The organism is Halomicronema sp. CCY15110 (assembly GCF_016888165.1).
In the GTDB taxonomy this organism is placed as follows: Bacteria; Cyanobacteriota; Cyanobacteriia; order Phormidesmidales; family Phormidesmidaceae; genus Halomicronema.
This window is the reverse complement of the sequence record NZ_JACSWC010000269.1, coordinates 1-26,081: the sequence shown is the minus strand read 5'-3', so window position 1 is coordinate 26,081 and position 26,081 is coordinate 1. Positions and strand designations below refer to the sequence as shown.

The window sequence follows — 26,081 nt, the reverse complement described above, 5'->3', positions numbered from 1 at the left end:
GCTGCATCATCAACACTGATATAGATGATGTTGTGAAACGTTGAGGAGATTTTTCGAGTTGTTGCCCAGCCAAACCCCGACGCCCCTGTCCCCCGCAAGCCCTGCTGCGATCGCGCGCGCGACTTCGACCACGGCTCCCCAGGTTGAGCCTCCACTGCCCGACCTGAGCGAGTTTGTCGCCCGTCACATTGGGCCGCGATCAGGCGATATTCAGGCCATGCTGACGGCTTTGGGGTACGACTCGCTGGCTGATTTGATGACCGCTACCGTGCCCGCGAGCATTCGCCTCACTCAGGAGCTGAACGTCGGGGCGGGCCGGTCGGAAACGGAGGCGTTGGAAGAACTGCGGGCGATCGCTAACCAAAACCAGGTGTGGCGCTCTTATCTCGGTTTGGGCTATGCCAACACCATCACTCCCCCCGTCATTCAACGCAACGTGCTGGAAAATCCGGGCTGGTATACCCAATACACCCCCTACCAGCCTGAAATCTCCCAGGGACGGTTAGAAGCCCTGCTGAACTATCAGACGATGGTGACCGATCTCACGGGGCTAGAAATTGCTAATGCGTCTCTGCTGGACGAAGGCACCGCCGCCGCTGAAGCCATGACCCTGAGCTTCAACGTCCGCAAGCAAAAAGCAGTGAAAACGTTTTGGGTGTCGGCAAACTGCCATCCCCAGACCATCGCGGTGGTGCAAACCCGCGCATTGCCCCTGGGCATTGAGGTACAGGTCGGTGACCATCGCGATTTTGATGACTCGACCCCGATTTTTGGCGCTCTCGTATCCTATCCGGCAACGGATGGCGCGGTTTACGATTACACCGATTTCATTCAGCAGGTCCATGCCCAGCGAGCCCTGGTCACCGTCGTGGCCGATCTGTTGAGCCTGACGCTGCTCAAGTCTCCTGGCGAAATGGGAGCCGACATTGCCGTGGGCAACACCCAGCGCTTTGGCGTGCCCCTGGGCTTTGGCGGCCCCCACGCCGCCTACTTTGCCACCCTGAACCAGTACGCCCGCAAACTGCCGGGTCGGCTCGTCGGCGTCTCCAAGGATCGATACGACAAGCCCGCGTTGCGCTTGGCCCTGCAAACTCGCGAACAGCATATCCGGCGGGATGCAGCCACCAGCAACATTTGCACCGCGCAGGTGCTGCTGGCGGTCATTGCGGGCATGTATGCGGTGTATCACGGCCCCCAAGGCTTGCAGGCGATCGCCACCCGCATCCATCAGCACACCGTCACCCTGGCGACCGCCTTGCAGCAAGCCGGATTCGAGTTAGGGACGGAGCCATATTTCGACACTTTGCGAGTGCAGGTAGGCGATCGCCAAGCGGCGATTCTGGCGAGGGCCGCCCAGCAACGCATCAATCTCCGTCAGCTGGATGCCCAAACGCTGATTGTGGCCCTGGATGAAACCACGACGGCGGTGGACGTGCGGGAGCTCATTGCCGTGTTTACTGAGCAAACGACTCTGCCCCCAGCGGCCACATCGCCCCTCGTGGATCATCCGCTGCAACGCACTAGTGAGTTTCTGAGCCATCCCGTTTTCAACACTTACCATTCAGAAACAGAGATGCTGCGGTATATGCATCGGCTGCAATCCCGCGATTTGTCGCTGACGGCGGCGATGATTCCTCTGGGCTCTTGCACCATGAAGCTCAACGCCACGGCGGAGATGGTGCCAATCACCTGGCCCGAATTTGGGCAGATCCATCCCTTTGCCCCCCTAGAGCAAACCCAGGGCTATCGGCAACTGTTTCAACAGCTTGAAGACTGGCTGTGCGAAATCACTGGCTTTGCTGGCATTTCTCTGCAACCCAATGCCGGAGCCCAGGGGGAGTATGCCGGGCTCTTGGTGATTCGCGAATATCATCAACAGCGCGGTCAGGGCGATCGCACCGTTTGCTTGATTCCGGAATCGGCCCACGGCACCAATCCCGCCAGTGCGGTGATGGCGGGGATGAAAGTCGTCGGCGTGCAATGTGACAGCCAGGGCAATGTTGACCTCGACGACCTCCGCGCCAAAGCGGAAAAGCACAGCGCCCAACTCGCGGCCCTCATGGTCACCTATCCTTCGACCCATGGCGTCTTTGAAGCGGGCATTCGCGACATTTGCGACATCGTCCACACCCATGGCGGCCAAGTCTATATGGATGGGGCCAATATGAATGCCCAGGTGGGGCTCTGTCGTCCGGCAGACTTTGGGGCTGATGTTTGCCACCTCAACTTACATAAAACGTTTTGTATTCCCCATGGTGGAGGCGGTCCAGGGGTTGGCCCCATTGGCGTACAAGCGCATTTAGTGCCTTATCTACCAGGCCACAGCCTGGTGCCAGAGGTTGGCGGTCAACAGGCGATTGGGGCCGTCACTGCTGCGCCCTGGGGCAGTGCAAGCATCCTCCCGATTTCATGGATGTACATTGCCATGATGGGGGCTACGGGCCTGCAACGAGCTACGGAAGTCGCGATTCTGAATGCCAATTACATCGCGCAGCGGCTGGCTGAGCACTACGACATTCTCTATACCGGCAAGCATGGCCTGATTGCTCACGAATGCATCATTGATTTGCGGCCTTTCCGGAAATCCGCCGGGGTCACCGTGGAAGATGTGGCCAAGCGCTTGATCGACTACGGTTTCCATCCGCCGACGATGTCCTGGCCCGTGGCGGGCACGCTGATGATTGAGCCGACGGAGAGTGAGTCGAAAGCGGAACTGGATCGGTTTTGCGAGGCGATGATCGCCATTCGTCAGGAGATTGAGGCGATCGCCACCGGGCAAATCGACGCCGACCAGAATCCGCTCAAGCTGGCTCCACACACTGCCGAAGACCTGGTAGCTGATTGGCAGCGTCCCTACGATCGCCGTCAAGCCGTCTTCCCCACCCGCTGGACTCAAGAGCATAAGTTTTGGCCCGTCGCCAATCGCATTGACCAGGCGTATGGCGATCGCAACCTCATGTGCGCCTGCCTCCCCATGGACGCTTACGGAGAGTAACGACGGTGACCCGCTGTGGCTGTCTGCTTAAACAGCGGGGTCAGTCACTCATGTCGGGGGGGCATTCACGATGCCCCCCCGTTTTGGTTGGGGAATTTTGTGTATGGATGAGTCGCTTGCCCTAACGCCCTGAGCACGGCAAAAATGTGGCCCATGCCAGTCGTCATTGCGTCAATCGTGGCATCTCAAGATCGACTGTTTTGAGGCCCAATCACTGGCGAGCAAGGGATAACCGCATCAGAAGCCTAACCTACTGGATCAGTGTTTGATATACCTGGAACCCATTCTGTTCTAGTGTCTTTTCAAACATGGGCTGAGGTTGATCAGCTAAATAGCTCCGCAATGATTGACCGGCCAATAACGCCCGCTGACTCATGATCAAGTCCACAGGCCAATGCCCAGTCATGCGCGCTAGCCAGCTACGGTAAGTCAGTCCATCCCGGGCATCAATAACAATGACGTCATAATTTCCGCTGGTCAGTATTGCTGTAATCTCGGCGGCTGTAATCTCTGAGCCATACAGATAGCTGAGATCTGCACGAGATCCCACGATATTATTATCAATCCAGCGATTGGAAGCAACTTGAAAGGTGGGCCAAGCGGCCACATAGCTGCCGACATAGGGCGGTGCCATCACCTTGAGCTGAGGGCGATCGTCATGGTCAACATCCTTGAGCAAATAGTCAACCACCGGCATTAAGTCTCGACCATCGGCATAAGGTGGCACCCGCTTTAAGATGTGGGGAAACTTTCCATAAATGGGCGCATAGACAAAGAAGCCAAGGCAAATAAACACAATTAATAAGTAATCCAGACGAATCGCGTAATCCCGTTTCAGCGTGTGCACCGCGAACGGTAAAAACAGCCAGGGCAAGCCTGCGAGCATTAAGCGGTAGACATTAACCGGAAATGTCAGCTTGATTAGGCCAGTGACAGCAATGGGATTAAGAAACAACAGAAAAGGCGCGATCGCGATCGCCGCCAAGAAAAACGCTTTTGAATCGCTCCCGTAGCTGCTTAATAAAATGATGGCTAAGCCGATGACAACGATGTCGAGCAAAATCACGCCAGAATTCGCCGCTAAAGGCCAATATGTAAAGAGCTCATAATTGCCAATGGAAAGCCATTCTTTAGTCAGGGGATGACCCGGTCTGGGCTCTTTGGCGGAGAAAAACAGCAATAAAAAGGGCGCAAAAGATATTAATAAGAACGCGATAGATCTAATGGAAGGAAGCTGTCGTTGAGCGATGTGTTTGAACACGGTCAGCAAAGCATAGGCAAAAGCGATCGTGACAACATAAAGTACTTTTTCCTGATGACAGTCTCGACACATCCAAATCCCCACCAAGATTAAGATCAGCTCAAGATTTCTTTTTGAATAGCTAAGTTGTTGAACAGAAACACCCGAAAATAGGCGATAAAGTAGAGGGACTAATTCTAGATAAACAATCATAGCTAGGGTCGCCCCTTGCAGAATCTTATACATGAAAAAGCTGATCTGCAAGTTGCCGTAAAAGCCTAAGAACAACAGCATCGAAATCACAGCAATGGTCTTTTTGCCGATCGCCCACAGTGCCAAACGATAAGCCGCCAGGGAAAGCATACAAACATTGAATGCGGCCACAACCCTTAACTTTTCTCGCATCCAATAGTCACTGCCCACTAACCATTGTTGAAAACTGCTGAAAAAGGTGTTGTCAGAGTCATGGCGCCACAGTGACTGAATGCCACCTGCTAAATCTTGGTTGGCTTGCCCCACTCTTTGTAAGTATTCGATGGCATCGCCAGGATATTCGAGATATAGTCCCCGCATTAGAAAAAATACAAAGCCACATCCTAGACAGCCAATCACAAGTCGATGCTGCTTGAATAGGGTTTGAAAATCTTGTCGTAACTGATAATGCGACCTTTGCTGTGTCGTTGAAACCAGAAAAATAATAACAGGAATGATAATTGCAGTTATCGTATACGACTCATTGAGCAGTGACTCTTTCCCTAGGGCACTGATAAATTTATAGATGCCAAAGAATGGCAAAAAGGCAATCAAGAAAATAGGAAATCTATCACTTTTGAAGATTTCCTTGTCTCCTAATCTCCATATTCCAATAAAATAAATCGATAGCAGTATTAGTTTGAACGCGAGATCAAACCACGAGCTTAACCAAGACATGAATTCAGTATGATCTCCGATGATTTAACTCGCCTAACTGGACAGTCGTTCTCACATTCAGTAGCTCGGCCTGAGAAATTGAATTGTTCTAATGAAGCCACACTGGCCAGTAAAATGGGCTCAAAAAAGATGCCATAAAGCTTCTAGATCAGACGACTCTAAAATCCGATCAATTTTTTCTAAAGTGGCAGCGGTTGGCAAATATTCTAGTTGTCGTTTGACGAGGCATTGCAGCCTAGGATGAGGTGTGATGTGCAATTCTTCGTTTTCATCAACCAGAGATTCATGTAATTTCTCGCCGGGGCGAATACCCGTCACGTGAATTTCAATATCTTGACCCGGGATATATCCTTTCAGGCGAATCAGTTGTTCTGCCAGCATATAAATGCGCATGGGCTGCCCCATATCAAGCACTAAGGTTTGGCCAGTTTTACCGACGGCTAAACTTTGTAGGACCAGTCGTGCCGCCTCTGGGGTAGTCATAAAGTAACGAGTCATGGTTGGATCGGTGACGGTGACGGGTCCCCCTTTGGCAATTTGACTTTCAAAAATTGGGATGACGCTGCCTCGGCTGCCGAGCACATTGCCAAAGCGAACCGACAGAAATCGGGTTTGGCTGTGCTGGGCGACCCCACTCACCAGTAATTCTGCTAGCCGCTTGCTTAAGCCCATAAAGCTGCTAGGGGCCACGGCCTTATCTGTGGAAATCAGCACGAAGGTTTTGACGCCGATTTTGTCCGCTAGCATCGCCAGTTGAGCGGAAGCGATCGCATTATTCTCGATCGCCTCCGTGGGATTGAGTTCCATCAGCGGAACATGTTTGTGGGCGGCGGCATGGAAAACGACCTCTGGACAGTAACGCCGGAAAATGTCAGCCATGCGTTCTGGGTTGCGAATGTCAGCGATGACGGGAACCAGATCCAATGCGGGGAAGGTGGTTCGCAGTTCCTGATCAATATGGAAAATACTATTTTCGCCCCGTCCTAAAAGGATGAGTTGCCGGGGCCGCAGCAGCGCGAGTTGGCGACAAAGCTCCGACCCGATGGTGCCGCCAGCGCCTGTGACCAGCACCACGTGATTTTGGATTTGTTCCGTTGCGGCGGGCAAGTCACTCGAAAGTTGTTCGCTGAAGTCTAGAACCACTTCGGGACGTCCCAACAAGTCTTCTAGCCGGATGTCACGAATTTGCCGGGCAAGACTGCGATCGCTCAGCAACTCCTGCATGGGCGGTACGATTTTAATCGCGATGCCTTCTAGCTTGGCCAGGTTGACGACTTGCTGAATGCGATCGCTGGACGCCGAGGGCATGGTAATCAGCACTTCATCAACCGCTAGCCGAACGGCCCAAGTTGTGAGTTGGCTAATTTTGCCCAGTACCTTGACGCCTTCAACCTGGCGGCCCAGTTTACTGGGGTCATCGTCCAAAAAACCCACCACCCAAAAATCCAAGCGATCGTTTTGACGAGTCTCGCGCACAATTTGGGCTCCCGCCCGCCCGGCTCCCAACAGCAACAGGCGCTTGGCATGGGTACTCGGTGGATGCTTGCTGCTTCTGCTAGGGGACGTTTGCCACGAGCGCAAAAACCGTATTAAGGTCATGCCCGCCAGGCAGAACCCCCAGTCCATCACCGCTACCCCCAACGGCAACACTGGGAGGTCGATAAACTTGAGCAACAGCAGGCGCGTGGATAAAACCAGCAAGAGGGAGTAGAAACTCCCTGCTTGAAAAAGCGTCCAAAAATCTCGCAGGCTGAACAATCGCCAAATCTGACGATAGGCCCCAAATCCCCACTGGCTCAGGAGTCGTGCCGGCACTCCCACCAGCAAGATGCCTTCCACCAGAGGCCAGTACTGGGCTGGCAGAGTGCCCTCAAAGCGCACCCAAAATGCCAGGAAGATTGACAAAACTGCCGCGATCGCATCCAGGGCGACCTGAGCAAGGCGATAGATAGAAGGAAAACGAGACATAGTATAGATAGACTAGAGCATGTCAAAAATTCTTTCCCCAAGCAGTACGATGAGGAAAACCTTTCGGCAGAGACAGCCACCCACGACAATCATCTCAGCACTCTCTAAGAACAATAGAGCATCGTCTCACCGATGCGATGCCATGGGTACTGATCAGAAAAGGGGAGCATGTATCCCAATTTTGGATTGCGGATTGGGTTATCGGACAATATGCCTGCCTCCAACCATGGGTGGAGGGACAACAGTGGGGTGCGCCTGAAGGCGATAGCAAGTGCGGATGCGCGTTGATGACTTCACAAAGTTGTCCGTGTGTTTTCCTCTCTATTGGTTAGTGCTAATCAGTTGGGTAGTGCCCATCAGTGACACTGGAAGACGCGCTCTGAGACGAAAAGCGCTTTTGCCATCCACCAAAAACTAATTTTGTCGACTACATTACATTACGATATCAGACCTACATATTGAGTTTGAGTTGAATCCTGAGTTTTTTGATGTCATATATAGCTTCTAAACCTCCCGGTCAATCGAGTTTATTTCAGGACGTTTTTCAATTACTGAGAACCCTTAGTCTTGCTCGCAAACGACAGTTGGGGTGGCTCGTTATGCTCATGATCGTTTCGGCAATTATGGAGGTTCTCAATTTGGCAGCTGTCATCCCCTTTTTGAGTTCTCTAAGCGATCCCGATGACCTCTTAAACTCACCTCGCTGGCAGCCCATTCTAGATCTCCTAAAGGTTGAATCTACGTCGCAGTTAATACTACTCCTGACGAGCACTTTTATTATCATTACAGTCATCAATAATTTACTGAGAATGGCTGTTCTCTACATTCAAACTTATATTTCAGCTCGCATTTCTACAGAAGTTGGCTGTCTTGTATATGAACACATTCTACTACAGCCATATGAATATCATGTTCGGCAAAATAGTAGCGATTTGATCACGCTTCTTTCTACTGACACGGCAACTATTTCGAATGGCGTGATGGGGCCACTTTTGCTGGTAATTGCTAATGGGATGATAGCCGTTAGTTTATTAATTGGTTTATTAGCTATTAATCCGATTGCTATGTTGGTGGCTTTGTTGACACTAGGAATAGCTTATGTTTTGATTTATCGCTTGAGGCGGAAGGCTCTTTTAAACAGCAGTCAACTCATGACTCAGAATAATCAGCAGCAGATAAAAATTGTTCAAGAGAGTCTGGGAGGTATTCAAAACGTGATTCTGGCTAATACCTATCCGTTTTTCCAGACGCATTACGCTCGGTCTAACTACGCTGTTCAAAATGCCTATGCGTCAATTTTGCTGACGTCCTCAATGCCTCGTTATGGCATTGAAATGATTGCCATGGTCTTTATTGGCATACTTGCTCTGAGCCTGGTAGGCGGCGGCAACTTTGAAGCGGTAATTCCTGTTTTAGGGGGATTAGCACTGGGAGTATATCGCCTCCTACCTGCTCTACAACAGCTTTTTTCTGCTTTGGCTCGGGCGCAGGGGGCTCGGGCTTCTTTGATCCGAGTGTTAACAGCAATTCAACGACCGATTGACCCGATGCTAAAAGCGACTGAGGTCGAACCGCTACACTTAGCTCAAAAAATACTGTTAGAGCAGGTTTGGTTTCATTATGAGCAGGACGATCGCTGGATTCTGCAAGACCTCAACCTAACGATTGACTCATGTACAACTGTTGGTTTTGTGGGTACGACTGGCAGCGGCAAAAGTACTACCGTGAATGTCATTTTGGGGTTATTGCAGCCTCAGAAAGGGCGTGTTTTTGTAGATGACGAACCTCTATGGGGACAGCGTCTCCGGGCTTGGCAGCTAGGTGTTGCTTATGTACCTCAAAGCATTTTTCTGGCTGACACGACGATTGCGAATAATATTGCCTTCGGCATTGCCCCCCATCTCATTGACTATGACCGAGTGCTAGAAGCTGCTAAACTCGCTCGAATTGATGAGTATATTGAGGGTCTGCCAGCGAAGTATGAAACAATGCTTGGGGAGCGTGGAGTGAGGCTTAGTGGTGGACAGCAACAACGCATTGGTATCGCTAGGGCGTTATATCGCCAAGCTTCAATGATTATTTTTGATGAGGCGACTAGCTCTTTGGATACGAAAACCGAAAAAGAGGTAATGGCGGCAATCGAGGGGTTGAGGGATACCGTGACAATGGTCTTGATTGCTCATCGTTTGAGTACAATCCAGACCTGCGATCGCATCTTTGAATTTCAAGATGGCAGAATTGTTGCCGCTGGAACCTATAATGAGTTGCTGAAAAGCTCTGGAAGTTTCCGGAGACTAGCCCAGGCCAGGTGATGAACACAGACGCCAAACAACCGAGTTCTGCTAATCTCACTCACGTAGGAGGTTTCTCTAAGCGGGTTGTTGACTTTTCACGTCGGGCCTCTTGGATGTTGCGATTGACTGGTAGTCCCTGGCAAACGTTTACCACAATTCGTCAGATTCGACGCCACCAAGACAGAATTCAAACGGTTCGTTCCGGACAGTTTAGTATCAGCTTTCGGGGAACTGATGAATTCGCGTTATACGAAGTCTTGGTGTTACAAGAATATGATTTCCTCAGGCCCTTGCTAGCGACTTGCGATCGCCCCAAAGTCCTAGATATCGGAGCACACATTGGCACGTTTGCAATCTGGGCACTTTCGGTGAACACTCAAGCTCAAGTTTTGAGTGTCGAAGCTGATCCAGATACCTTCCAAATCAGTTTACGAAATAGTCAGAAGCTAGCTTCCCAAGGATTTCACTGGGAAATACTTGAAAAAGCTGCGGGTGCCACTGATGACGAGTTTCTTAGCTTTTCTAGTGTCGGCCCCTCCATGAGTCATCGACTCAACTCGGAGGGTGATATTTCGGTACACAGCATCAGCCTTCGGAGCTTGCTAAATCACCTTGATCCTCAACATGAGGGAGTTGATTTGATGAAAATTGATATCGAAGGGGGCGAAGAAAATTTTCTCTGCAATCACCCTGATGCTCTAGACAAAGTTAAATCTGTTGTTGTTGAATTACATCCCGAGCTATGTAATGTCGAAAAAGTATTGCAGGTCTTAAAGAGCAAATATTCTATCGTTCAATCAGTCAACAACCGCCTCTCCAGCAAGCCCCTGATGTTTTGTCATCATTGATTCAGAAAGTTATATTCACTCTATTGTGTTCCATTGATAGGTTTGGTATGCTTCATCAAGATATTTTACGTACTGATGAGATTGAGGTAAAACTTCGCCCACCCACTTGGAGACGTTTTTTTCAACTATTCTTCTTAAAGAAAAATTTCAGCGTCTTACGTGACTTAGAATACGAAATTTTTGCGGAAATCCCATTATCTGGTTGTGTCTTAGACATTGGTGGTGGCGCTGCAACCGATTATTATGAGCGCATAAAACAATGGTCTCAAACAGACAATGAATTGATTTATGAATCGGTAAATATTGATGCAACGGCAAAGCCCACCTATGTCGTTAAACCAGGTGAAAAATTACCAGTTGCTTCTGGAAAATATAATGTCATAATTTCTCTGAACACTTTTGAACACATTTATGATTTACAGCATATTCTTGCAGAGTCATATCGGGTTTTAGAAGTTCAAGGTCGATTATTTTTTACTGTTCCTTTTATGTTTCGTGTTCATGGCTGTCCAAATGATTTCATCAGAGGAACACCAAGCTATTGGTACAATATCTTATCGAATAATAAGTTTCAGCATATTGAAATTGAAGCCATCACCTGGGGACCTTTTTCAACTGGGCTTAATGTTTGTGGAATTCCTGGCCCTCTAAAGTTCATCAGGCAAAACTTTGCTCTCATGATGGACATCATTTACTTTCAGTCACGTTATATGAAACAAAGCAAGTTTTCCTGGAAACAGGATCATCAAGTTTGCAACGCTCCTCTAGGATATCTGATAAGCGCTCAGAAGATCTCGACTACTGTTTAGTGTGCTGGAAGAATTATGGTGACAAATTTCTTGAAAAACACCTTGAAAAGGTTTGGTTACGAGCTTAATCACATCACACAAGTAAAAGTGGAGATGCCAGGATACGTTCTCTACAATTTTTTAAACCAAGATGGAAGCTTTGATTATGAGCGTTATCGAGGACTTCAAGAGGAGGGCAACAAAAGAAAGATATCTCTTGTTTGGGTGATCGAAGAAAATATAGAATTTCTGTCAGGGTATATTAAGAAGCTTGTTCCTGAAGCCAGGTTTGGTCTATGTCATGGGACTCGTAGAGGAAAAGAACAAGAATGGTTCAAGAAGTATCTGAGCTGTGATGTTATTGGCACGGAGATATCAAATACTGCCCAGGAGTTTCCAGACACTATACAGTGGGACTTTCACGAAGCTAAGCCGGAATGGATAGGAGCTGTAGATTTTATTTACAGCAATTCTTTTGACCACAGCTACGATCCAGAGAAATGTCTTAATACCTGGATGAGTTGCTTGAAACCAGGCGGAGTTTGTATTGTCGAGCACAGTTCACTTCATGCGCCAAAAGGAACCAGCGCACTTGATCCCTTCGGCGCAGATCTTTTTTTGATGCCGTATTTGATAGTTTCATGGAGTCAAGGTAAGTACGGTGTTAAAGAGATTTTGCAGGCTCCCAAAAAGGCTGCAAGTCTTGAACAACTTCACTTTATCGTGATTCAAAAGTTTCCTTAGCCCTCATTCGCACCTGTCAAAAATCATATTTTTGGTAGGGCATCCGATATTTCTGTCATTGCGTATCTGAAAAGAAAATCATTTCATGAGAATTTGAGAATGAACATCCGTGAACTATTACGCCGAAATTCATATCTGAAGGCCGTTCATCGGATCGCTATCGGGCAGAAGCCAATTTATCTTGAATATGATGTCAAGATGACGCCACGGTGGCAACAGGGTAATCCTTATCTAAAAGCAGTTATTGAGCCAGGCGCATTCAAATATCAAGAGAACCTGGCTAAACTCTCTAAGATGAAGGACTTTGTGCTGGCATCTCAAGACAGTCACAACCTTAGCCAAGATTTAGACTGGCACAATAGTTTTTTACCTGTTTTAGACGCTCTGGCACTAATTCAATTTGTCAGGCAGGCACCCAATCGATTAGTCGAGGTTGGATCTGGCAACTCAACCAAGTTTGTTAAAGCTGCTTTAGATTTTTATGACGAGTCAAAAGAAATCGTCTCGATTGATCCTTTTCCTAGAGCAGAGATTGATGCTATTTGTAATCAAGTTATTCGCCAACCAGTCGAATCTATTGATCTGAGTTTGTTTGATCAGTTAGAAGTAGGCGATGTGGTGTTTATTGATAACTCGCACCGCAGCTTCATGAATTCTGACGTGACGGTTTGCATGTTAGAGATAGTGCCTCGGTTAAAGCCGGGAGTTATTGTTGGTATTCACGACATCTTCTTGCCGTTCGACTACTTTGAGAGTTGGTCTGAGCGAGCCTATAACGAGCAATATTTACTTGCCGCTATGCTTTTAGCAAATCCCAATTACTTTGATATTCAATTACCTAACTATTGGATATGCCGAAATGAAATGCATCATCAACCGCTAGCTGAGGTCTGGCAGATTCTAGGAGAAAAAGCCAAGCAGCGCCCGGCATCTGCTTTCTGGGGAATTAAGCAGGGAACTTCATCTGGCCCTTAAGTTAAGTCCTAAGCCAGGTAAGCCGTCATATTACACTTGCTACCAAACAAGTAAAATATCGAATTCAAGCTATACATTCTTTAATCAATTTGTTTGAGCTAATGCTGTGGTTAAGATGACAAATAACAGATGTCGATGTTGCTACAGTCATGAATATTGAGTATCTCCTATCTTCTAACTTGGTTCAGACTTTCCTGACTTTCGTGGTGGGTTTAGTGCTGTGCTTCGGAATACAAAAAAAACCTGCCTTGCTCACTTGGGTTGCAGTTCTTGTCAGCAGTGGTATTTTCTTTAGCTTCCTTTTCGATATTGGTGAAGTCTATTCCTATAATTTTTCCTACAAGAGAGCTTTTCTGTTTTTTGGTGATGACGTTTCTACTGTGCTCATTTTTTTATTCCTTTGCTCCATCGCCTTGGGCAAAAAGTACACGTCCGCCCTTTGCATGTCTGCAATATTCTTATCTGGAGGAAAGGTTTCCTATGGGCTTTTGATGTTAGCAATTCTGTTGATCTCAATATTTAGCCAACGGCTCAGCTTTGGAGCTGTCTTCCGTCGCTATTTGAGTTATGTAGCTGTAGGCATAGTCGTTTATTTTTCGATGATTGGCTACGCCCGAATGATCGAGTACTCGGGAGCAGGGGCGGTTGTTCAATCAGCTTATGTGAACACCCGCGATGCTCTAGTTACCGTCTTCGATCGCCTCAACCTAGCAAGTGAATTAGAATCTGAGGATTCTAGAGACTTAGATATTACCGTGCGCGGCAGGGGCACATGCTCACAAATCAGTTTCGCAGAGTGTTTTGTCCGTCAGCTAGAGAGTGCCTTTGGTCAGCGGCTTTATTCATCAATCGCAGGCCTATGGATGACGCTGCAAGGAGGATTTAGGGGGGCTGACTACCCCGGAACGGCCCAAGAGTTTGCGACGTTGATGACAACTCATAACCCTTGGGGCATCAATGATCGGTATGACCTCGATTTTGATGATTGGCAAAAAATGGGCCAAGTGCAAAATCCTTATTTGCTATTTGGCAGCGGATATGGCGCTGTGGGCCTGCTGATGCTGGTCACCGTATTTATAGTTATCGCTGGTTTCGCATTGCGGCGTCTAGCGCAAGGTAGGGGTGGTTTGGTTGCGGCCTGTTCCGCTTTCTTTGTCATCAATGCTGTATTCAATCAAAGTCAGCCGTGGATATTACCCCGTAGTAACTTGTTACTCATCATGGGGATTTGCACCGGGTTTATCCTGTTTTTCTCGATGACTCCAAAGAGTCCATCATTGGTGCGAAAACGATTAATTCTAACCAAATAAAATTTAATTGGGCATAATACGTTTGCGGAGTCACGGTGCTAGGAGCTTAAGGAAGAGGGAATTTGGATTGCCACAAGTCACGAACACGAATCACGATTGGCATCACTACCTTCAATGCCGCTTCAACCATTGAAGATGTCATTCAGTCAGCATTAAAACAAACCTACCAAGACATCGAAATCCTCATTGTTGATGACTGTTCTGATGATTCAACGCTGGCTATAGTTACGGAAATGGCTGAGTCAGATGCGCGGATTACGGTTGGCCAAAATGTCCAAAATCTAGGAGTTGCGGCTACGCGTAATCGGATTTTAGCGCTGGCAAGAGGGGAATTCATCGCGTTTTTTGATGATGATGATATTAGCCTACCCGATCGCCTAGAACGACAATTGAATCGCATTTTGGAGTACGAGCGTCAATTTGCGAATGGGGCAATGGTGCTATGTCACACCGCTCGCTTGGTGAAATATCCTGACGGCTCAGCACTCATTCACCCCACTATCGGTCAACGAGAGGGGCAACTCGCGCCCTACGGCATGGCATTGGCCCGGCGGGCCGTTTTGGGCACTCCCCTAGAAGATAGCTATGGGTCTTGCCCCACCTGCTCGCAATTGGCCAGATTGTCAACCTATCAAGCTGTTGGGGGGTTCGACTCCGCCTTTCGGCGAGCCGAAGACTCTGATCTCCTGGTCCGAGTTGCCAAGGCTGGCGGTCATGTTGTGGGCATTGCCGATCCGCTCGTTATTCAGACGATGACCCCAACCTCAGATAAGAGCCTCGCCGATGAGCGCTACTACACCCTCAAGTGGCTCGCCAAGCATCGCGATATCGCTGATGCTGAAGGACTGTATGACTTTCACCGACAATGGCTCAGTTTGAAACATACCTGGCTAGAGAGAAACCGGGGGCAGTTTATTGTAGGGTTGGCAAGGGTGAGCGTGACCTACCCCATCGCCACCCTGCGGCGTTTCGTGCTTTCTTGGCGCAATTTCAAGATCAACCGTTCCTTTCGTCAATTCCATGCGGCCCCCTCTTCCGATAAATCATAATTCCTTAGTTACAATTGGTATCCCCTGCTTTAATGCCCAGGATACGATCGCTCGCGCCATCCACAGTGCGCTGCACCAAGATTGGCCCCACTGTGAGATCTTGATTGTGGATGATTGTTCGACCGATCGCTCCGTAGCGGTCATTGAGACTGTAATCCAATCAGTTGAAGCCAATATTCGGCTGATTCAACACCCGCAAAATCAGGGACCAGCCGCTAGTCGCAACACCATTTTGCGAGCAGCGAGGGGCGAGTTTATTGCCTTTTTTGATGACGATGACGAAGGGCTACCGGGACGTATTACAGGCCAACTCCAAGTGCTGCGTGAGTACGAACAGAACACAGGAGCGCATCTAGTCGCCTGTTATGCCAGTGGTCATCGCTACTATCCGAATGGGTACGAAAAACCCTTGCCTGCAATCGGGTCGCGGCCTGAAGGGGTGCCTCATGGACCTGGTTTGGCAGACTATTTGCTCACTTACCGCCAGCGTTCTGATTGGTTCTATGGTTCCGGCACACCAACCTGTGCCCTGCTCGCCCGAGCATCCACTTTTGCCGCGATCGGGGGCTTTGACGAAAAGCTTAGACGGGTAGAAGACGCTGATTTAGCCATTCGCTTAGCCTTAAAAGGGGGCCATTTTATTGGCACGACTGATTGTTTATTTAACCAATATTCCACTCACGCTGCCGACAAATCCTATGAAAAAAATCTCGTTGCTGAACAGCAAATTGCGCAAAAACATCGCGCTTATTTAGAAACTATCAATCGTTATTACTACGCTCTCCATTGGCCAAAACTCCGTTACTGGCACTTTAAGCGGCAATATCATGCCTTTGTATGGGAATTGCTGCAACTGTGGATTCGTCATCCGATCGCTGTTTCACAGCATTTGTGGGCTACTGGTCCGCAGCGCTTGCGGCATGAACAGCGCATGACTCAAAAGATACAGACCTCGGTCTCTTGAGTCTGGTCTTCGATCAAGGTTAATATCCTGCTAATCGGCTCAGACAACATCATCTTTACCAACCAAAATTCGAGTATGGTGCTTTCAACAATCAAACAAAAGTTACCCGTCCCTCTTAAGATTAAGGTCCGCCAAGGCATCAAGTTCTTTAAATATCACTACCGCCGCATTCGCATCGCCTTCGAAGTGAAGCAGCACAAGCCGCTGAAAATCATCGTTGGGGCTGCGGAAACCTTTCAACCAGAGTGGCTATCGACTAACGAACAATGGTTAGACATTGCTAGTGCTCAAGACTGGCAAGCCGTTTTCCAGGGGCAGCAGCTGCTCACCCATGTGGTGGCTGAACATGTTTTTGAACACCTCACCCCACAACAAAGTCTGGATGCGCTCAACTTGATTCATCAACATCTGATGTCAGGCGGGCGGATTCGCATTGCAGTGCCCGATGGTTATCATCCCGATCCGACTTATCTAAAACATGTGGGAATTAACGGCATAGGGGCTGATGCGGCTGATCATAAGCAACTGCTGACCTGCGATCGCTTATTTGACCTGCTCAGTCACGCAGGCTTCTCCGAGATTGAATTGCTCGAAGGATATGATGCTAATCAACAGTTAGTACAGAAAAAATGGTCAGCTCAAGATGGCTTCATTCATCGCAGTCGTCAAAATCCTGATAATCATGTTTGGGACTTTGTCGATGCAAATACCTCACTCATTGTTGATGCGGTGAGGTCGGCATAAATGCGCATTGCCCTGGCCACCATTGCGCTTCACGACATGCCCGGCGGGTTAGAGCGCAACATTATCTACCTGGCGAATTTTTTGGTCGAGCAAGGCATTCAGGTCACACTACTGACATTTGATTTACCTGGGGCGCAGGCGTTTTATCCGATCGACGATCGCATTGAGTGGCACCAACTGGGCAGAACGCCAGCTCACTCGGCGATTAGTTTTGGTGACAGAGTTGCGTTAATTCGACGTATTAGAGCTGTGTTTACAGCTGATCACCCTTACAACTATCTCATTTGTTTTCATCATGGCATCTTATTGCGATACTTAGCTGGCACTGTCGGCTTATCAGTTCGCGTTATTTGTTCAGAGCGTAATTCGTTGACTATTTATCATTATGTGCGGGCCAGAAAGTGGAATCTCAACTTTCTCATGCTGTTCTTGACCGATGGCATTACCGTTCAATTTCCCAGCTACATTAAGAATTATCCCAAGACTTTACATTCTAAGATCAAGGTTGTTCATAATCCGGTATTTCTACCTGAAGCGACCGCTGAATTACACGTCCGTCAGCCGTTAGTTGTCTCGGTGGGCCGCTATGCTCCACAAAAACGCTTTGACTTGCTCATTCGAGCTTGTGCCATAGTGTTTCAACAATGCCCTGACTGGCGTCTCCACATCATTGGTGATGGCTTTTTGAAAAGTGAATTAGCTACCCTGATTGACGAGCTAGAAATGGGCGATCGCATTTTCCTTATCCCTCCTAAATCTGATTTAAGCACTGAGTTTTCCCAGGCTAGAATCTATTGTCAACCGTCACAGTGGGAAGGCTTTCCGAATGCGCAAGCGGAAGCAATGGCAGCCGGACTCATTCCGGTCGGATTTCAGTCGACCAGTGGGGTCAGCGACTTAATTGAACCGGGTGTTAACGGCTGGCTATGTGATGAATCGCCTTCCCCGACGGCTCTCGCTGATACCTTGCTGAGGGTGATTAACACCCCTGAACAGTGGGAACTGTGGTCACACTCAGCTCGGCAGATCACGCAGCGTTACTCAGTTAAGTCTTGGCAACAAGCCTGGAAAACGGTGCTTGGTTTGCCGTCCACCTCTGAGCAACCAGCCATATCAACCACCTATCGTTAGCGGTTTGGGATGAGAATTCTGTTTGTGGCGCGGGCAATTCATCAAATGGCCGGGGGCGTAGAGCGCATGATTACAACAATCATGAATGCTCTCGTTTGTCGTGGTCACCATATCGAGTTCATGACCTGGGATGGCAGCGCCGCTACCTCGTTTTACCCCCTTGATCAGCGGGTCGTTTGGCACCGCTTAAGTTTGGGGGATCCCACCATCAAAGCTACTCCCTGGATGAAGCTGCGGCGTCTGCTGATGGTGCGCCAGTTAATTCGGCGCTCCCAGCCGGATGTGGTCGTGTGCTTTCAGTCCGGCACGTTCTTTTCCGTTCGTTTATACACCATGGGCATCCGCATGCCCATCATCGTTGCCGAACGGAATGCTCCTTCGCGCTTTAAATATCTCAACGCCCCCAACACCCAGCGCTTAACCTATCAAGTTTTTCGGTGGGCAAAACGCATTCTCGTGCAGTGTGAGAGCTATCGATCGCACTATCCCGAATTTCTGCGCGATCGCATCATCACCATTCCTAACCCAGTATTGCCTGCGAGTCAGTTTGCCCAACCTCACATTCCCAATGCCCAGGGACGTTGGTGCTTGCTCTCCGTCGGTCGATTGAGCTATCAAAAAAACTTTGCAGTCCTCATCCAAGCCTTTATCTTGCTCGCCCCCCAATTCCCCATGTGGGATTTAAAGATCGTGGGCGCAGGCGAAGAGCAAGCAGCCCTACAACACTTAATCGACATGCCGCAGTTGGGCGATCGCATTGCCCTATCCGGCGTCACCACGGCCATTACCGAGGCGTACATCAACGCCCATCTCTTCTGCTTGCCGTCCCTCTGGGAAGGCTTTCCTAACGCCTTGGCAGAAGCCTTGGCCCATGGCTTGCCGGGGGTTGGCTTTGCCCAGTGCGCCGGCATGGCAGATTTAATTACCCCTGGCCAAAACGGCGTATTAGCCCCTGGCATAAATGATCCAGCGGCCCTAGCCGCCACCCTTGCCCCCTTGATGCAGTCTGCTCAGCAGCGCCAAAACATGGGCCAAAATGCCATTATGAGCATTCGCGAGTATGAACCGGTCAAGATTTTCAACCAGTGGCAAGGCGTTTTGAGTGATGTGGTCCAAACATGAAACTTTTATTTGGCATCAAGGCGATGAATAACCCTGGCGGTGGTGCCGAGCGCGTGTTGGCGACCGTCGCGAATGGGTTAGCTGAGCGCGGTCATGAGGTGGCGATTTTGACCTTTGAACAACCGGGTGGTCAATCCTTTTATCCCCTCAATCAGAGTATTCGACGGCTTGATTTGGACATTGGCTCAACCGTGCATCCGGCCACTATGGTCGAAACCATCAAGCGTTTGCCGGCCCTACGCCAAGCGGTTTTGGAGTATGCCCCAGAGGTAGCGATCGGTTTTATGCACAGTATGTTTATTCCCCTCGGTTTGGCCTTGATGGGCACCGCCATCCCCCTGATCGCCAGTGAGCATATCGTGCCAGAGCATTATCGATCGCGCCGCTGGATCGAGACTCTCTTGCTTTCTATCACACCATTATTAGTGCGCCGGACTACCTGTGTATCAGAACAAGTTCGTTTGTCATATCCCTGGTACCTGCGACAGCGTATGATAGCGATCGCCAACCCGGTTGTACTCAGTCCAGCTTCTACATCGCCTCCACCCTGCCCACGGGTGGGCAAGACTCTGTTAGCGGTGGGTCGGTTAGAACCCCAAAAGGATCACGCTACGTTGATTAACGCCTTTAGCCAAATCGCGACGGATTGCCCAGAGTGGCATCTCCGCATTATTGGCGATGGCAGCTTAAGGGCGATGCTGGCAGACCAGATTCAAGCACTGGGCTTGAGCGAGCAAATCACTTTAGTCGAGTCGACCCCAAATATCGCGTCAGAATATCGAGCAGCCGATCTGTTCGTCATGCCTTCGCGATACGAAAGCTTTGGACTTACTGCTGTTGAGGCCCTGAGTTATGGTTTGCCGACGGTCGGCTTCCAAGACTGCCAAGGGATTAATCAGCTCGTGCGATCGGGTGTCAATGGTTTTCTCGTAGATGCGGCGGCTAGTAGAGCCACAGCACTCGCCACCCAGTTAAAGCAAATTATGATTGATGAGGATTTACTGAAGGCGCTATCTAATGGCACTACTGATAGCTTAGAAAATCACCACGTCGATAATGTGCTTGATCGCTGGGAATCCCTATTGCATGAGATCTGTCCTATTGGCTATCGCAATTGCCTGAATTGAACTCATAATTGAGTTGAATCTTTTTGCTAATCGCTGTTACTACGTCTTGTTTTTTAGTTGAACCTATGCAAAATAATAACCTCAAGAACATTCTCGCTCAGGCTCAAAAACCCGGCAGATTTTCGGTGATGTCGAAAAAGGTATTGAAAAGATTATTTGACTCATCTGGAAAGCATTCTCAAGCTGAAAATATGGCATGGCTAAAAAGTCACTGCTCTAGTTTTGAAGCGATTGCTCAGCGTCTAGATGCCGATTTATGGCAAGAATCTACCCAGTATGCGGTAGCCCTAGAGAAACATGCAGACGTTATTTTGAAAGATATCGAATTTGACCTTGGGGGGGGCGGTGGTTACCCATTCCTTTATTTCATCACTCGCTACCTCAAGCCTGAAATAGTCGTTGAAACTGGTGTGGCCGCAGGATTTTCTTCCCATGCTTTCTTGTCCGCGATCGCAGCCAATGCCACAGGTTCACTTTACAGTAGTGACTTTCCTTATTTTCGGCTACCTCGCCCCGAACGCTACATTGGTATCGTGGTGCCAGAATCGCTTAAAAGTAATTGGAGTTTGTACCTAGAAGGCGATGAAGTCAATCTGCCAAAAATATTTCAACAGGTCAATCAGGTTGATATCTTTCACTACGACTCAGACAAAAGTTACTCGGGACGAGAGCTGGCCATGACTCAAGCTAAGTCTAAAATGAGTAGCATGGGAATCATTTTGATGGACGACATTCAGGACAATTCCTATTTTTATGACTATATCGAAAACAACCAACCTCCGGCATGGCATGTCTTTGAGTTTCGGGGTAAGTATATTGGCCTGATCGGTGATCTCAAGAAAAGCGATCCCTGATAGGCATAAATATTTTGTTCATCGTATAAACCGACTTTTATGTGGAATGGGCACCACTACTAACATCTTTTGGAGAACCCATGGAGAGTTGCGACGCCGGACGCTTCAGTCGAATGAAATCGGCATCTCCCAAATTTGACGACGGTCAGCATTTTGTATCAGCAATGGGGATGCCTTAAATGTGTGGCATATACGGTACATGGGCTAATCTGCCAGCAGCAATTTCGCAAGAATTTCTTGCCAAGGCTGGTACTGCTTTGTTCCATCGAGGCCCCGATCATCAAGGAACGTGGTTTGATCCGGCAGTCAATGTGGGCTTGGGACATCGACGCTTAGCGATTCTCGATCTGTCGCCTCAGGGACAACAACCCATGCAGTCTGCCGATGGGCGCTATGTGCTGACGTTCAATGGTGAGATTTATAACTTTGCTGAACTGAAAGCCGACCTGTTGCGGTTAGGGCATGGCTTTCGAGGAACTTCGGATACGGAGGTGATGCTGGCCGCCTTTAGCGAATGGGGGCTGGAAGCCGCGATTCAGAAATGTGTGGGCATGTTTGCGTTTGCTCTGTGGGATCGGGCCGATCAAGTGTTGTCGCTGTGTCGCGATCGCTGCGGCGAAAAACCCTTGTATTACGGTTGGCTGGGTTCTACCTTGCTTTTTGGTTCCGAACTCAAAGCGCTCCAGGCACATCCACACTGGCAAGGCCAGCTCAATCGTCAAGCCCTGGCTCTGCTCCTGCGCTACAGCTACATTCCCGCCCCTCACTCCATTTATCAGAACATCTATAAGCTGCCCCCTGGCACCTTGCTGCGGCTAGAGTCCGGCCATCCTAGCTCTCGCTCCACGCCACAGCGTTACTGGTCTATGGACGCCGCTATTGAGCAAGGCCAACAGCAGCCATTTGTCGGCGATGAAACCGCCGCGATGACCCAACTAGACACCCTCTTGCAATCGACCATTCGGCAGCAGATGGTGGCCGATGTGCCGCTGGGGGCCTTTCTGTCGGGGGGGATTGATTCATCGACAGTTGTCGCTTTGATGCAGGCTCAGAGCACACGTCCGATCAAGACCTTTACCATCGGCTTTCAAGAAGCGGCTTACAACGAGGCCCAAGCCGCCCGAGCCGTGGCTCATCATCTCGGCACCGAGCACACCGAACTATATGTGACACCCACCGAGACCCAGGCGGTCATTCCTCACCTCTCAACCCTCTATGACGAACCCTTTGCCGACCCGTCTCAAATTCCGACTTTTCTAATTGCTCAGCTCGCCAAGCAGCAAGTCACCGTCAGTCTTTCGGGCGATGGCGGCGATGAAATTTTTGGTGGATACAACCGCTATCTATGGGCCGATCGCCTTTGGCGACAGGTGGGATGGCTGCCGCCAGCGGGCCGCCGCGCGATCGCCCAATTCCTTACCCAGCGATCGCCCCAAGCTTGGGATCACCTTTGGCAAACCCTACCGGTGCTGCCGCCCCCTCTACAGCAACGCCTGCCTGGCGAAAAACTGCATAAACTGGCTCAGGCGCTGACTGCCAATAGTCCCGAAATGTTGTATTCCCAGCTAATTTCTCACTGGGCTGATCCTGTGGCGTTGGTGTCGGGGCTGGAGCAAGAGGCGCATACGGTGTTGAGCGATCGCCCCCCCTGGTCTGCCACCGATGATTTCATTCCCTGGATGATGTATTTAGACACCCAGATGTATTTGCCCGACGACATCCTCACCAAGGTCGACCGTGCCGCTATGGGGGTCAGCCTGGAAACCCGCATTCCCTTTCTGGATCATCAAGTTGTGGAGTTTGCCCAAACGCTACCGATGTCCTACAAAATCCGCCAAGGCAAAGGCAAATGGCTATTGCGACAAGTCTTAAACCGCTACGTGCCACCAGCCTTGATTGAGCGTCCCAAAATGGGGTTTAGTGTGCCGATCAGTGATTGGTTAAGGGGACCGTTACAGACGTGGGCGGGCGATCTCCTCAACAAAGACCGACTACAATCCCAGGGCATTTTAAATGCTGAACCAGTTCATCAGGCTTGGTTAACCCATCTTTCTGGCGCTCAGAATCTGCAATATCCCCTCTGGAATGTGCTGTGCTTTCAAGCGTGGTTAGATACCTATGATGTTTCCTAGTGCGAAGCTAGCCAGCAACACAGGCCATGGCCTACCTGCGCGTTTCAGTTGCGGCTCAGTTATTTTCGTGGGAAACACTGATTAATAGCAGCAGGAGATGATTAGTGAGTAGAGTACCCTGGCAGATTAAGATCCTCGCCAAAATACTTTTAAGACGATTACCAGTCGGCTATTCTTTCTGGAAAAAGATCGGAATATTTAGACATGGTTATATGGAGTCTGTTGAATATTCATATTCGATTTTCAAAACACATTTCGAGAATGTTAAGCCCCCTAAAAACTTTGTGTCTCTGGAATTAGGGCCTGGTGATTCCGTCCTGTCGGCCATTATGAACAAGGCTTTTGGCGGTTCTCGCTGTTACTTAGTAGACTCAGGATATTTCGCGAATTTTCAGCTGAGCGTGTATCAAAAGGCGGAAACTTTTCTCCAGGCATCTGATCTTAAATTTCAAAGCGATCGCCTCACCAAGCTAAAGGATTCAGCTTCTTCACCTGAGCAGATTTTAGAACTGTATGATTGCCAATATTTGACGGATGGCCTGGATTCTCTGCACTCCATACCCGATAAGTCTGTGGATCTCGTCTGGTCCCAAGCAGTTTTAGAGCATGTCCGCCAGCGTGATTTTGTCGCCACCATGAAAGAGCTGCGTCGGATCATTCGAGAAAATGGAAAATGCTCTCATACCATTGACTTAAAAGATCATTTAGGAGGCTCCCTGAATAATTTGAGGTTTTCAGGACGGGTTTGGGAATCTGAATTCATGGCGTCATCAGGTTTCTATACCAACCGAATTCGGTATTCTGAAATGATCAGATTATTTGAAGCGACTGGCTTTGCCGTTGAAGTCACTGATATACAACGGTGGGACAGTTTGCCCATCCCTAGAGCCAAACTGGCACAAGAGTTTCAACATTTATCCGACGATGAGCTTTGCGTGCAAGAGTTCACCGTGATTTTGACTCCACAGGCACAGCGTACATTCCCGATTTCCGTCTAGATATAAGCCGCATTTGGTAAGAAGAACGCGACTCATAGAAAACAAATAGATACAGACATGAGGGTGTCTAATTTCGCGCATTTGAGTCATATTTGACGGCGGTGCCTCGGTAGAAGTAACCGCCGACTTTGGGCAATCCCTCAGCATAAAATGTGTCCACTGTGAGCTCGGGGAACTGGACTTGAACCAGATCAGCGATCGCCCGATCCAAATGACAGCCATCGGCGATGCGCTTTTGCAGGGGGGTGAGGCGATGTTGCCAGGTCTGCAATGGCGGGTCGGGGCTGAGACCATGCTCGATGAACAAGAATTTACCACCGGGTTTCAGAACGCGATGGATCTCCGATAGGGCTTGATCGACCCCCGCAATGCTGCACAGGGTCCAGGTGCTGACGACGTAGTCAAAGCGATCGCTGTTGAAATCAAGCTGCTCGCCCCTGAGTGATCGACTGGTGACGGGGAGTGAAGTTTGGGCAAGGCGGGGGGCCGCGATCGCTCCCATGCCCGGATTGGGTTCAATCACCGTCAGCGAAGACACGGTTTCGGGATAATAGGCGAGATTTAGCCCCGTCCCGAAGCCGATTTCCAAGACATCGCCAGTGACCTCCGCCAGTAGCTGTTGGCGATATTGGGCAAAAGGGGGGCCAGTCATCGTCCAGTCTAAGAGCCTTGGCAAAATCCAGCGGCCATAAATGCCCATTGATCGCATTTCCCAAATGTCGGTAATCTCTAACCGTCAATATTGTCCCGTTTGCTGACCCAAAATTTGATAGTTTTGTAGTTTCTCAACGGCAGGCAAGTAGACACATGGCAGGGTTACACGGGCGCGACTTTCTCCGCATCACCGATATTTCTGAGGTAGAACTGCTGGAGTTGCTAGCGCTAGCGAGTCAGCTCAAGTCGGGGGAGGAGAAAATTAATTGCTTTGGCAAAATTTTGGGCCTGTTTTTCCGCAAGTCCTCGACTCGTACCCGTGTCAGTTTTTCCTCGGCGATGTGGCGGTTGGGGGGCCAGGTGATCGACTTAAATCTGAATGTAATGCAGGTCAGCCGAGGTGAACCGATCAAAGATACGGCCCGCATTTTGAGTGGTTACCTGGATGTCTTAGCGATTCGGACGTTTGAGCAATCAGAAGTGCAAGAGTTTGCGGATTATGCGGATATTCCGGTGATCAATGCCCTGACGGATTTAGAGCACCCGTGTCAAATTTTGGCTGATTTGCAAACGGTGCAAGAGGCGTTTGATGGGCAGCTAGCGGGGCTGACGATGACTTATCTGGGCGACGGCAACAATGTGGCCCACTCGCTGATTTTGGGCTGTGCGCTGGTGGGCATGAATGTGTGTGTGGCGACCCCGACGGACTACCAGCCGGATGCGGGGATCATCGCGCAGGCAAGGGAATTGGCGGGCGATCGCGCTACCATCACTGTCACCACTGATCCCAAGGCGGCGGTAGAGGGGGCGAATGTGCTCTATACCGACGTGTGGGCCAGCATGGGGCAGGAAGATGTGGCCGAGAGCCGGATTCCCATCTTTCAGCCCTACCAGATCAATAACGAGCTGTTGGCGATCGCCGATCAGGACGCGATCGTCCTGCACTGTCTGCCCGCCCACCGGGGTGAAGAAATCACCGACGCCGTGATTGAGGGGTCGCAGTCCCGCGTGTGGCAAGAAGCGGAAAATCGGATGCACGCCCAACAGGCACTGCTAGCAAAACTCTTGGGTTAAACCACCTCCAAGTTGAGAATTGGGGTGATGGGAGAGCGGGCAACCTCACCTAACCTCTCCTTAGTAAGGCTACTAAGTACACATAAATCCCTCCTGGGCTAGTGACCATCCCTGAAAGATGGCCTCAAATTTCCTGAGCC

General features: G+C 49.5%; 20 protein-coding genes. 17 read left to right on the top strand and 3 right to left on the bottom strand.

Annotated features, from left to right (window positions below; genetic code table 11):
- Positions 1–109: 109 nt before the first annotated feature.
- Positions 110–2,995: an aminomethyl-transferring glycine dehydrogenase gene (gene gcvP, locus JUK32_RS10980; RefSeq protein WP_375541563.1), complete on the top strand. Its 2,886-nt coding sequence runs from the start codon at positions 110–112 to the stop codon at positions 2,993–2,995.
- Positions 2,996–3,245: 250 nt separating this feature from the next.
- Here the strand turns inward: gcvP and JUK32_RS10975 are convergent, their stop codons facing one another.
- Positions 3,246–5,165 (bottom strand): hypothetical protein, encoded by a 1,920-nt coding sequence (locus tag JUK32_RS10975; RefSeq protein WP_204138899.1) that lies wholly within the window; start codon positions 5,163–5,165, stop codon positions 3,246–3,248.
- 120 nt (positions 5,166–5,285) lie between these two features.
- Positions 5,286–7,133 (bottom strand): nucleoside-diphosphate sugar epimerase/dehydratase, encoded by a 1,848-nt coding sequence (locus JUK32_RS10970; protein WP_204138898.1) that lies wholly within the window; start codon positions 7,131–7,133, stop codon positions 5,286–5,288.
- Positions 7,134–7,732: 599 nt separating this feature from the next.
- Between JUK32_RS10970 and JUK32_RS10965 the strand changes: the two genes are divergently transcribed.
- The 15 genes from JUK32_RS10965 (at position 7,733) to JUK32_RS10895 (ending at position 24,213) form a co-directional block, all read left to right on the top strand.
- On the top strand, positions 7,733–9,445 hold the full coding sequence (locus JUK32_RS10965; protein WP_204138897.1) for an ABC transporter ATP-binding protein: 1,713 nt from the start codon (positions 7,733–7,735) through the stop codon (positions 9,443–9,445).
- Positions 9,445–10,275: an FkbM family methyltransferase gene (locus JUK32_RS10960; RefSeq protein ID WP_204138896.1), complete on the top strand. Its 831-nt coding sequence runs from the start codon at positions 9,445–9,447 to the stop codon at positions 10,273–10,275. The genes JUK32_RS10965 and JUK32_RS10960 overlap by 1 nt, the downstream gene beginning before the upstream one ends.
- A 47-nt stretch (positions 10,276–10,322) precedes the next feature.
- Entirely contained in the window at positions 10,323–11,084 is a 762-nt protein-coding gene (locus tag JUK32_RS10955; protein WP_204138895.1) for a bifunctional 2-polyprenyl-6-hydroxyphenol methylase/3-demethylubiquinol 3-O-methyltransferase UbiG, read from the top strand.
- Positions 11,085–11,099: 15 nt separating this feature from the next.
- On the top strand, positions 11,100–11,807 hold the full coding sequence (locus tag JUK32_RS10950; protein ID WP_204138894.1) for a methyltransferase domain-containing protein: 708 nt from the start codon (positions 11,100–11,102) through the stop codon (positions 11,805–11,807).
- 99 nt (positions 11,808–11,906) lie between these two features.
- A complete protein-coding gene (locus JUK32_RS10945) occupies positions 11,907–12,782 on the top strand; it encodes a class I SAM-dependent methyltransferase (protein ID WP_204138893.1) in 876 nt (291 codons plus the stop codon).
- Between the two features lie 149 nt (positions 12,783–12,931).
- On the top strand, positions 12,932–14,092 hold the full coding sequence (locus tag JUK32_RS10940) for a hypothetical protein (RefSeq protein ID WP_204138892.1): 1,161 nt from the start codon (positions 12,932–12,934) through the stop codon (positions 14,090–14,092).
- A 62-nt stretch (positions 14,093–14,154) separates the two neighbouring features.
- A complete protein-coding gene (locus tag JUK32_RS10935) occupies positions 14,155–15,141 on the top strand; it encodes a glycosyltransferase family 2 protein (protein ID WP_204138891.1) in 987 nt (328 codons plus the stop codon).
- Positions 15,113–16,105: a glycosyltransferase family 2 protein gene (locus JUK32_RS10930; protein ID WP_204138890.1), complete on the top strand. Its 993-nt coding sequence runs from the start codon at positions 15,113–15,115 to the stop codon at positions 16,103–16,105. The genes JUK32_RS10935 and JUK32_RS10930 overlap by 29 nt, the downstream gene beginning before the upstream one ends.
- A 75-nt stretch (positions 16,106–16,180) precedes the next feature.
- Positions 16,181–16,849, top strand: coding sequence for a hypothetical protein (locus JUK32_RS10925; RefSeq protein WP_204138889.1), 669 nt, complete (start codon positions 16,181–16,183; stop codon positions 16,847–16,849).
- Positions 16,850–17,980 carry a glycosyltransferase gene (locus tag JUK32_RS10920; protein ID WP_375541562.1) on the top strand — a complete coding sequence of 377 codons (1,131 nt, stop codon included), beginning with the start codon at positions 16,850–16,852 and terminating at the stop codon, positions 17,978–17,980.
- Between the two features lie 9 nt (positions 17,981–17,989).
- On the top strand, positions 17,990–19,102 hold the full coding sequence (locus JUK32_RS10915; RefSeq protein ID WP_204138887.1) for a glycosyltransferase: 1,113 nt from the start codon (positions 17,990–17,992) through the stop codon (positions 19,100–19,102).
- The gene (locus JUK32_RS10910) at positions 19,099–20,229 is read left to right on the top strand and encodes a glycosyltransferase family 4 protein (RefSeq protein WP_204138886.1); all 1,131 of its coding nucleotides are present in this window, start codon (positions 19,099–19,101) and stop codon (positions 20,227–20,229) included. The genes JUK32_RS10915 and JUK32_RS10910 overlap by 4 nt, the downstream gene beginning before the upstream one ends.
- Positions 20,230–20,294: 65 nt before the next feature.
- Complete coding sequence (locus JUK32_RS10905; protein ID WP_204138885.1) at positions 20,295–21,083, top strand: class I SAM-dependent methyltransferase; 789 nt, start codon at positions 20,295–20,297, stop codon at positions 21,081–21,083.
- 179 nt (positions 21,084–21,262) lie between these two features.
- A complete protein-coding gene (gene asnB / locus JUK32_RS10900; RefSeq protein ID WP_204138884.1) occupies positions 21,263–23,215 on the top strand; it encodes an asparagine synthase (glutamine-hydrolyzing) in 1,953 nt (650 codons plus the stop codon).
- A gap of 104 nt (positions 23,216–23,319) precedes the next feature.
- Positions 23,320–24,213: a class I SAM-dependent methyltransferase gene (locus JUK32_RS10895; protein WP_204138883.1), complete on the top strand. Its 894-nt coding sequence runs from the start codon at positions 23,320–23,322 to the stop codon at positions 24,211–24,213.
- A gap of 67 nt (positions 24,214–24,280) precedes the next feature.
- Here JUK32_RS10895 and JUK32_RS10890 read toward each other — a convergent pair whose 3' ends face one another.
- Positions 24,281–24,865, bottom strand: a complete 585-nt coding sequence (locus JUK32_RS10890) for a class I SAM-dependent methyltransferase (RefSeq protein WP_239112547.1) — start codon at positions 24,863–24,865, stop codon at positions 24,281–24,283.
- Positions 24,866–25,020: 155 nt separating this feature from the next.
- Between JUK32_RS10890 and argF the strand changes: the two genes are divergently transcribed.
- Positions 25,021–25,941: an ornithine carbamoyltransferase gene (gene argF, locus JUK32_RS10885; RefSeq protein WP_204138881.1), complete on the top strand. Its 921-nt coding sequence runs from the start codon at positions 25,021–25,023 to the stop codon at positions 25,939–25,941.
- The last annotated feature ends 140 nt before the right edge of the window (positions 25,942–26,081 follow it).

Excerpts from the sequence above, each read along its gene's own strand:
- JUK32_RS10975 (WP_204138899.1), bottom strand. The coding sequence starts at position 5,165 with ATGTCTTGGTTAAGCTCGTGGTTTGATCTCGCGTTCAAACTAATACTG.
- JUK32_RS10970 (WP_204138898.1), bottom strand. The coding sequence starts at position 7,133 with ATGTCTCGTTTTCCTTCTATCTATCGCCTTGCTCAGGTCGCCCTGGAT.
- JUK32_RS10965 (WP_204138897.1), top strand. The coding sequence starts at position 7,733 with ATGCTCATGATCGTTTCGGCAATTATGGAGGTTCTCAATTTGGCAGCT.
- JUK32_RS10960 (WP_204138896.1), top strand. The coding sequence starts at position 9,445 with ATGAACACAGACGCCAAACAACCGAGTTCTGCTAATCTCACTCACGTA.
- JUK32_RS10955 (WP_204138895.1), top strand. The coding sequence starts at position 10,323 with ATGCTTCATCAAGATATTTTACGTACTGATGAGATTGAGGTAAAACTT.
- JUK32_RS10950 (WP_204138894.1), top strand. The coding sequence starts at position 11,100 with ATGGTGACAAATTTCTTGAAAAACACCTTGAAAAGGTTTGGTTACGAG.
- JUK32_RS10945 (WP_204138893.1), top strand. The coding sequence starts at position 11,907 with ATGAACATCCGTGAACTATTACGCCGAAATTCATATCTGAAGGCCGTT.
- JUK32_RS10940 (WP_204138892.1), top strand. The coding sequence starts at position 12,932 with ATGAATATTGAGTATCTCCTATCTTCTAACTTGGTTCAGACTTTCCTG.
- JUK32_RS10930 (WP_204138890.1), top strand. The coding sequence starts at position 15,113 with ATGCGGCCCCCTCTTCCGATAAATCATAATTCCTTAGTTACAATTGGT.
- JUK32_RS10925 (WP_204138889.1), top strand. The coding sequence starts at position 16,181 with ATGGTGCTTTCAACAATCAAACAAAAGTTACCCGTCCCTCTTAAGATT.
- JUK32_RS10920 (WP_375541562.1), top strand. The coding sequence starts at position 16,850 with ATGCGCATTGCCCTGGCCACCATTGCGCTTCACGACATGCCCGGCGGG.
- JUK32_RS10915 (WP_204138887.1), top strand. The coding sequence starts at position 17,990 with ATGAGAATTCTGTTTGTGGCGCGGGCAATTCATCAAATGGCCGGGGGC.
- JUK32_RS10910 (WP_204138886.1), top strand. The coding sequence starts at position 19,099 with ATGAAACTTTTATTTGGCATCAAGGCGATGAATAACCCTGGCGGTGGT.
- JUK32_RS10905 (WP_204138885.1), top strand. The coding sequence starts at position 20,295 with ATGCAAAATAATAACCTCAAGAACATTCTCGCTCAGGCTCAAAAACCC.
- asnB (WP_204138884.1), top strand. The coding sequence starts at position 21,263 with ATGTGTGGCATATACGGTACATGGGCTAATCTGCCAGCAGCAATTTCG.
- JUK32_RS10890 (WP_239112547.1), bottom strand. The coding sequence starts at position 24,865 with ATGACTGGCCCCCCTTTTGCCCAATATCGCCAACAGCTACTGGCGGAG.
- argF (WP_204138881.1), top strand. The coding sequence starts at position 25,021 with ATGGCAGGGTTACACGGGCGCGACTTTCTCCGCATCACCGATATTTCT.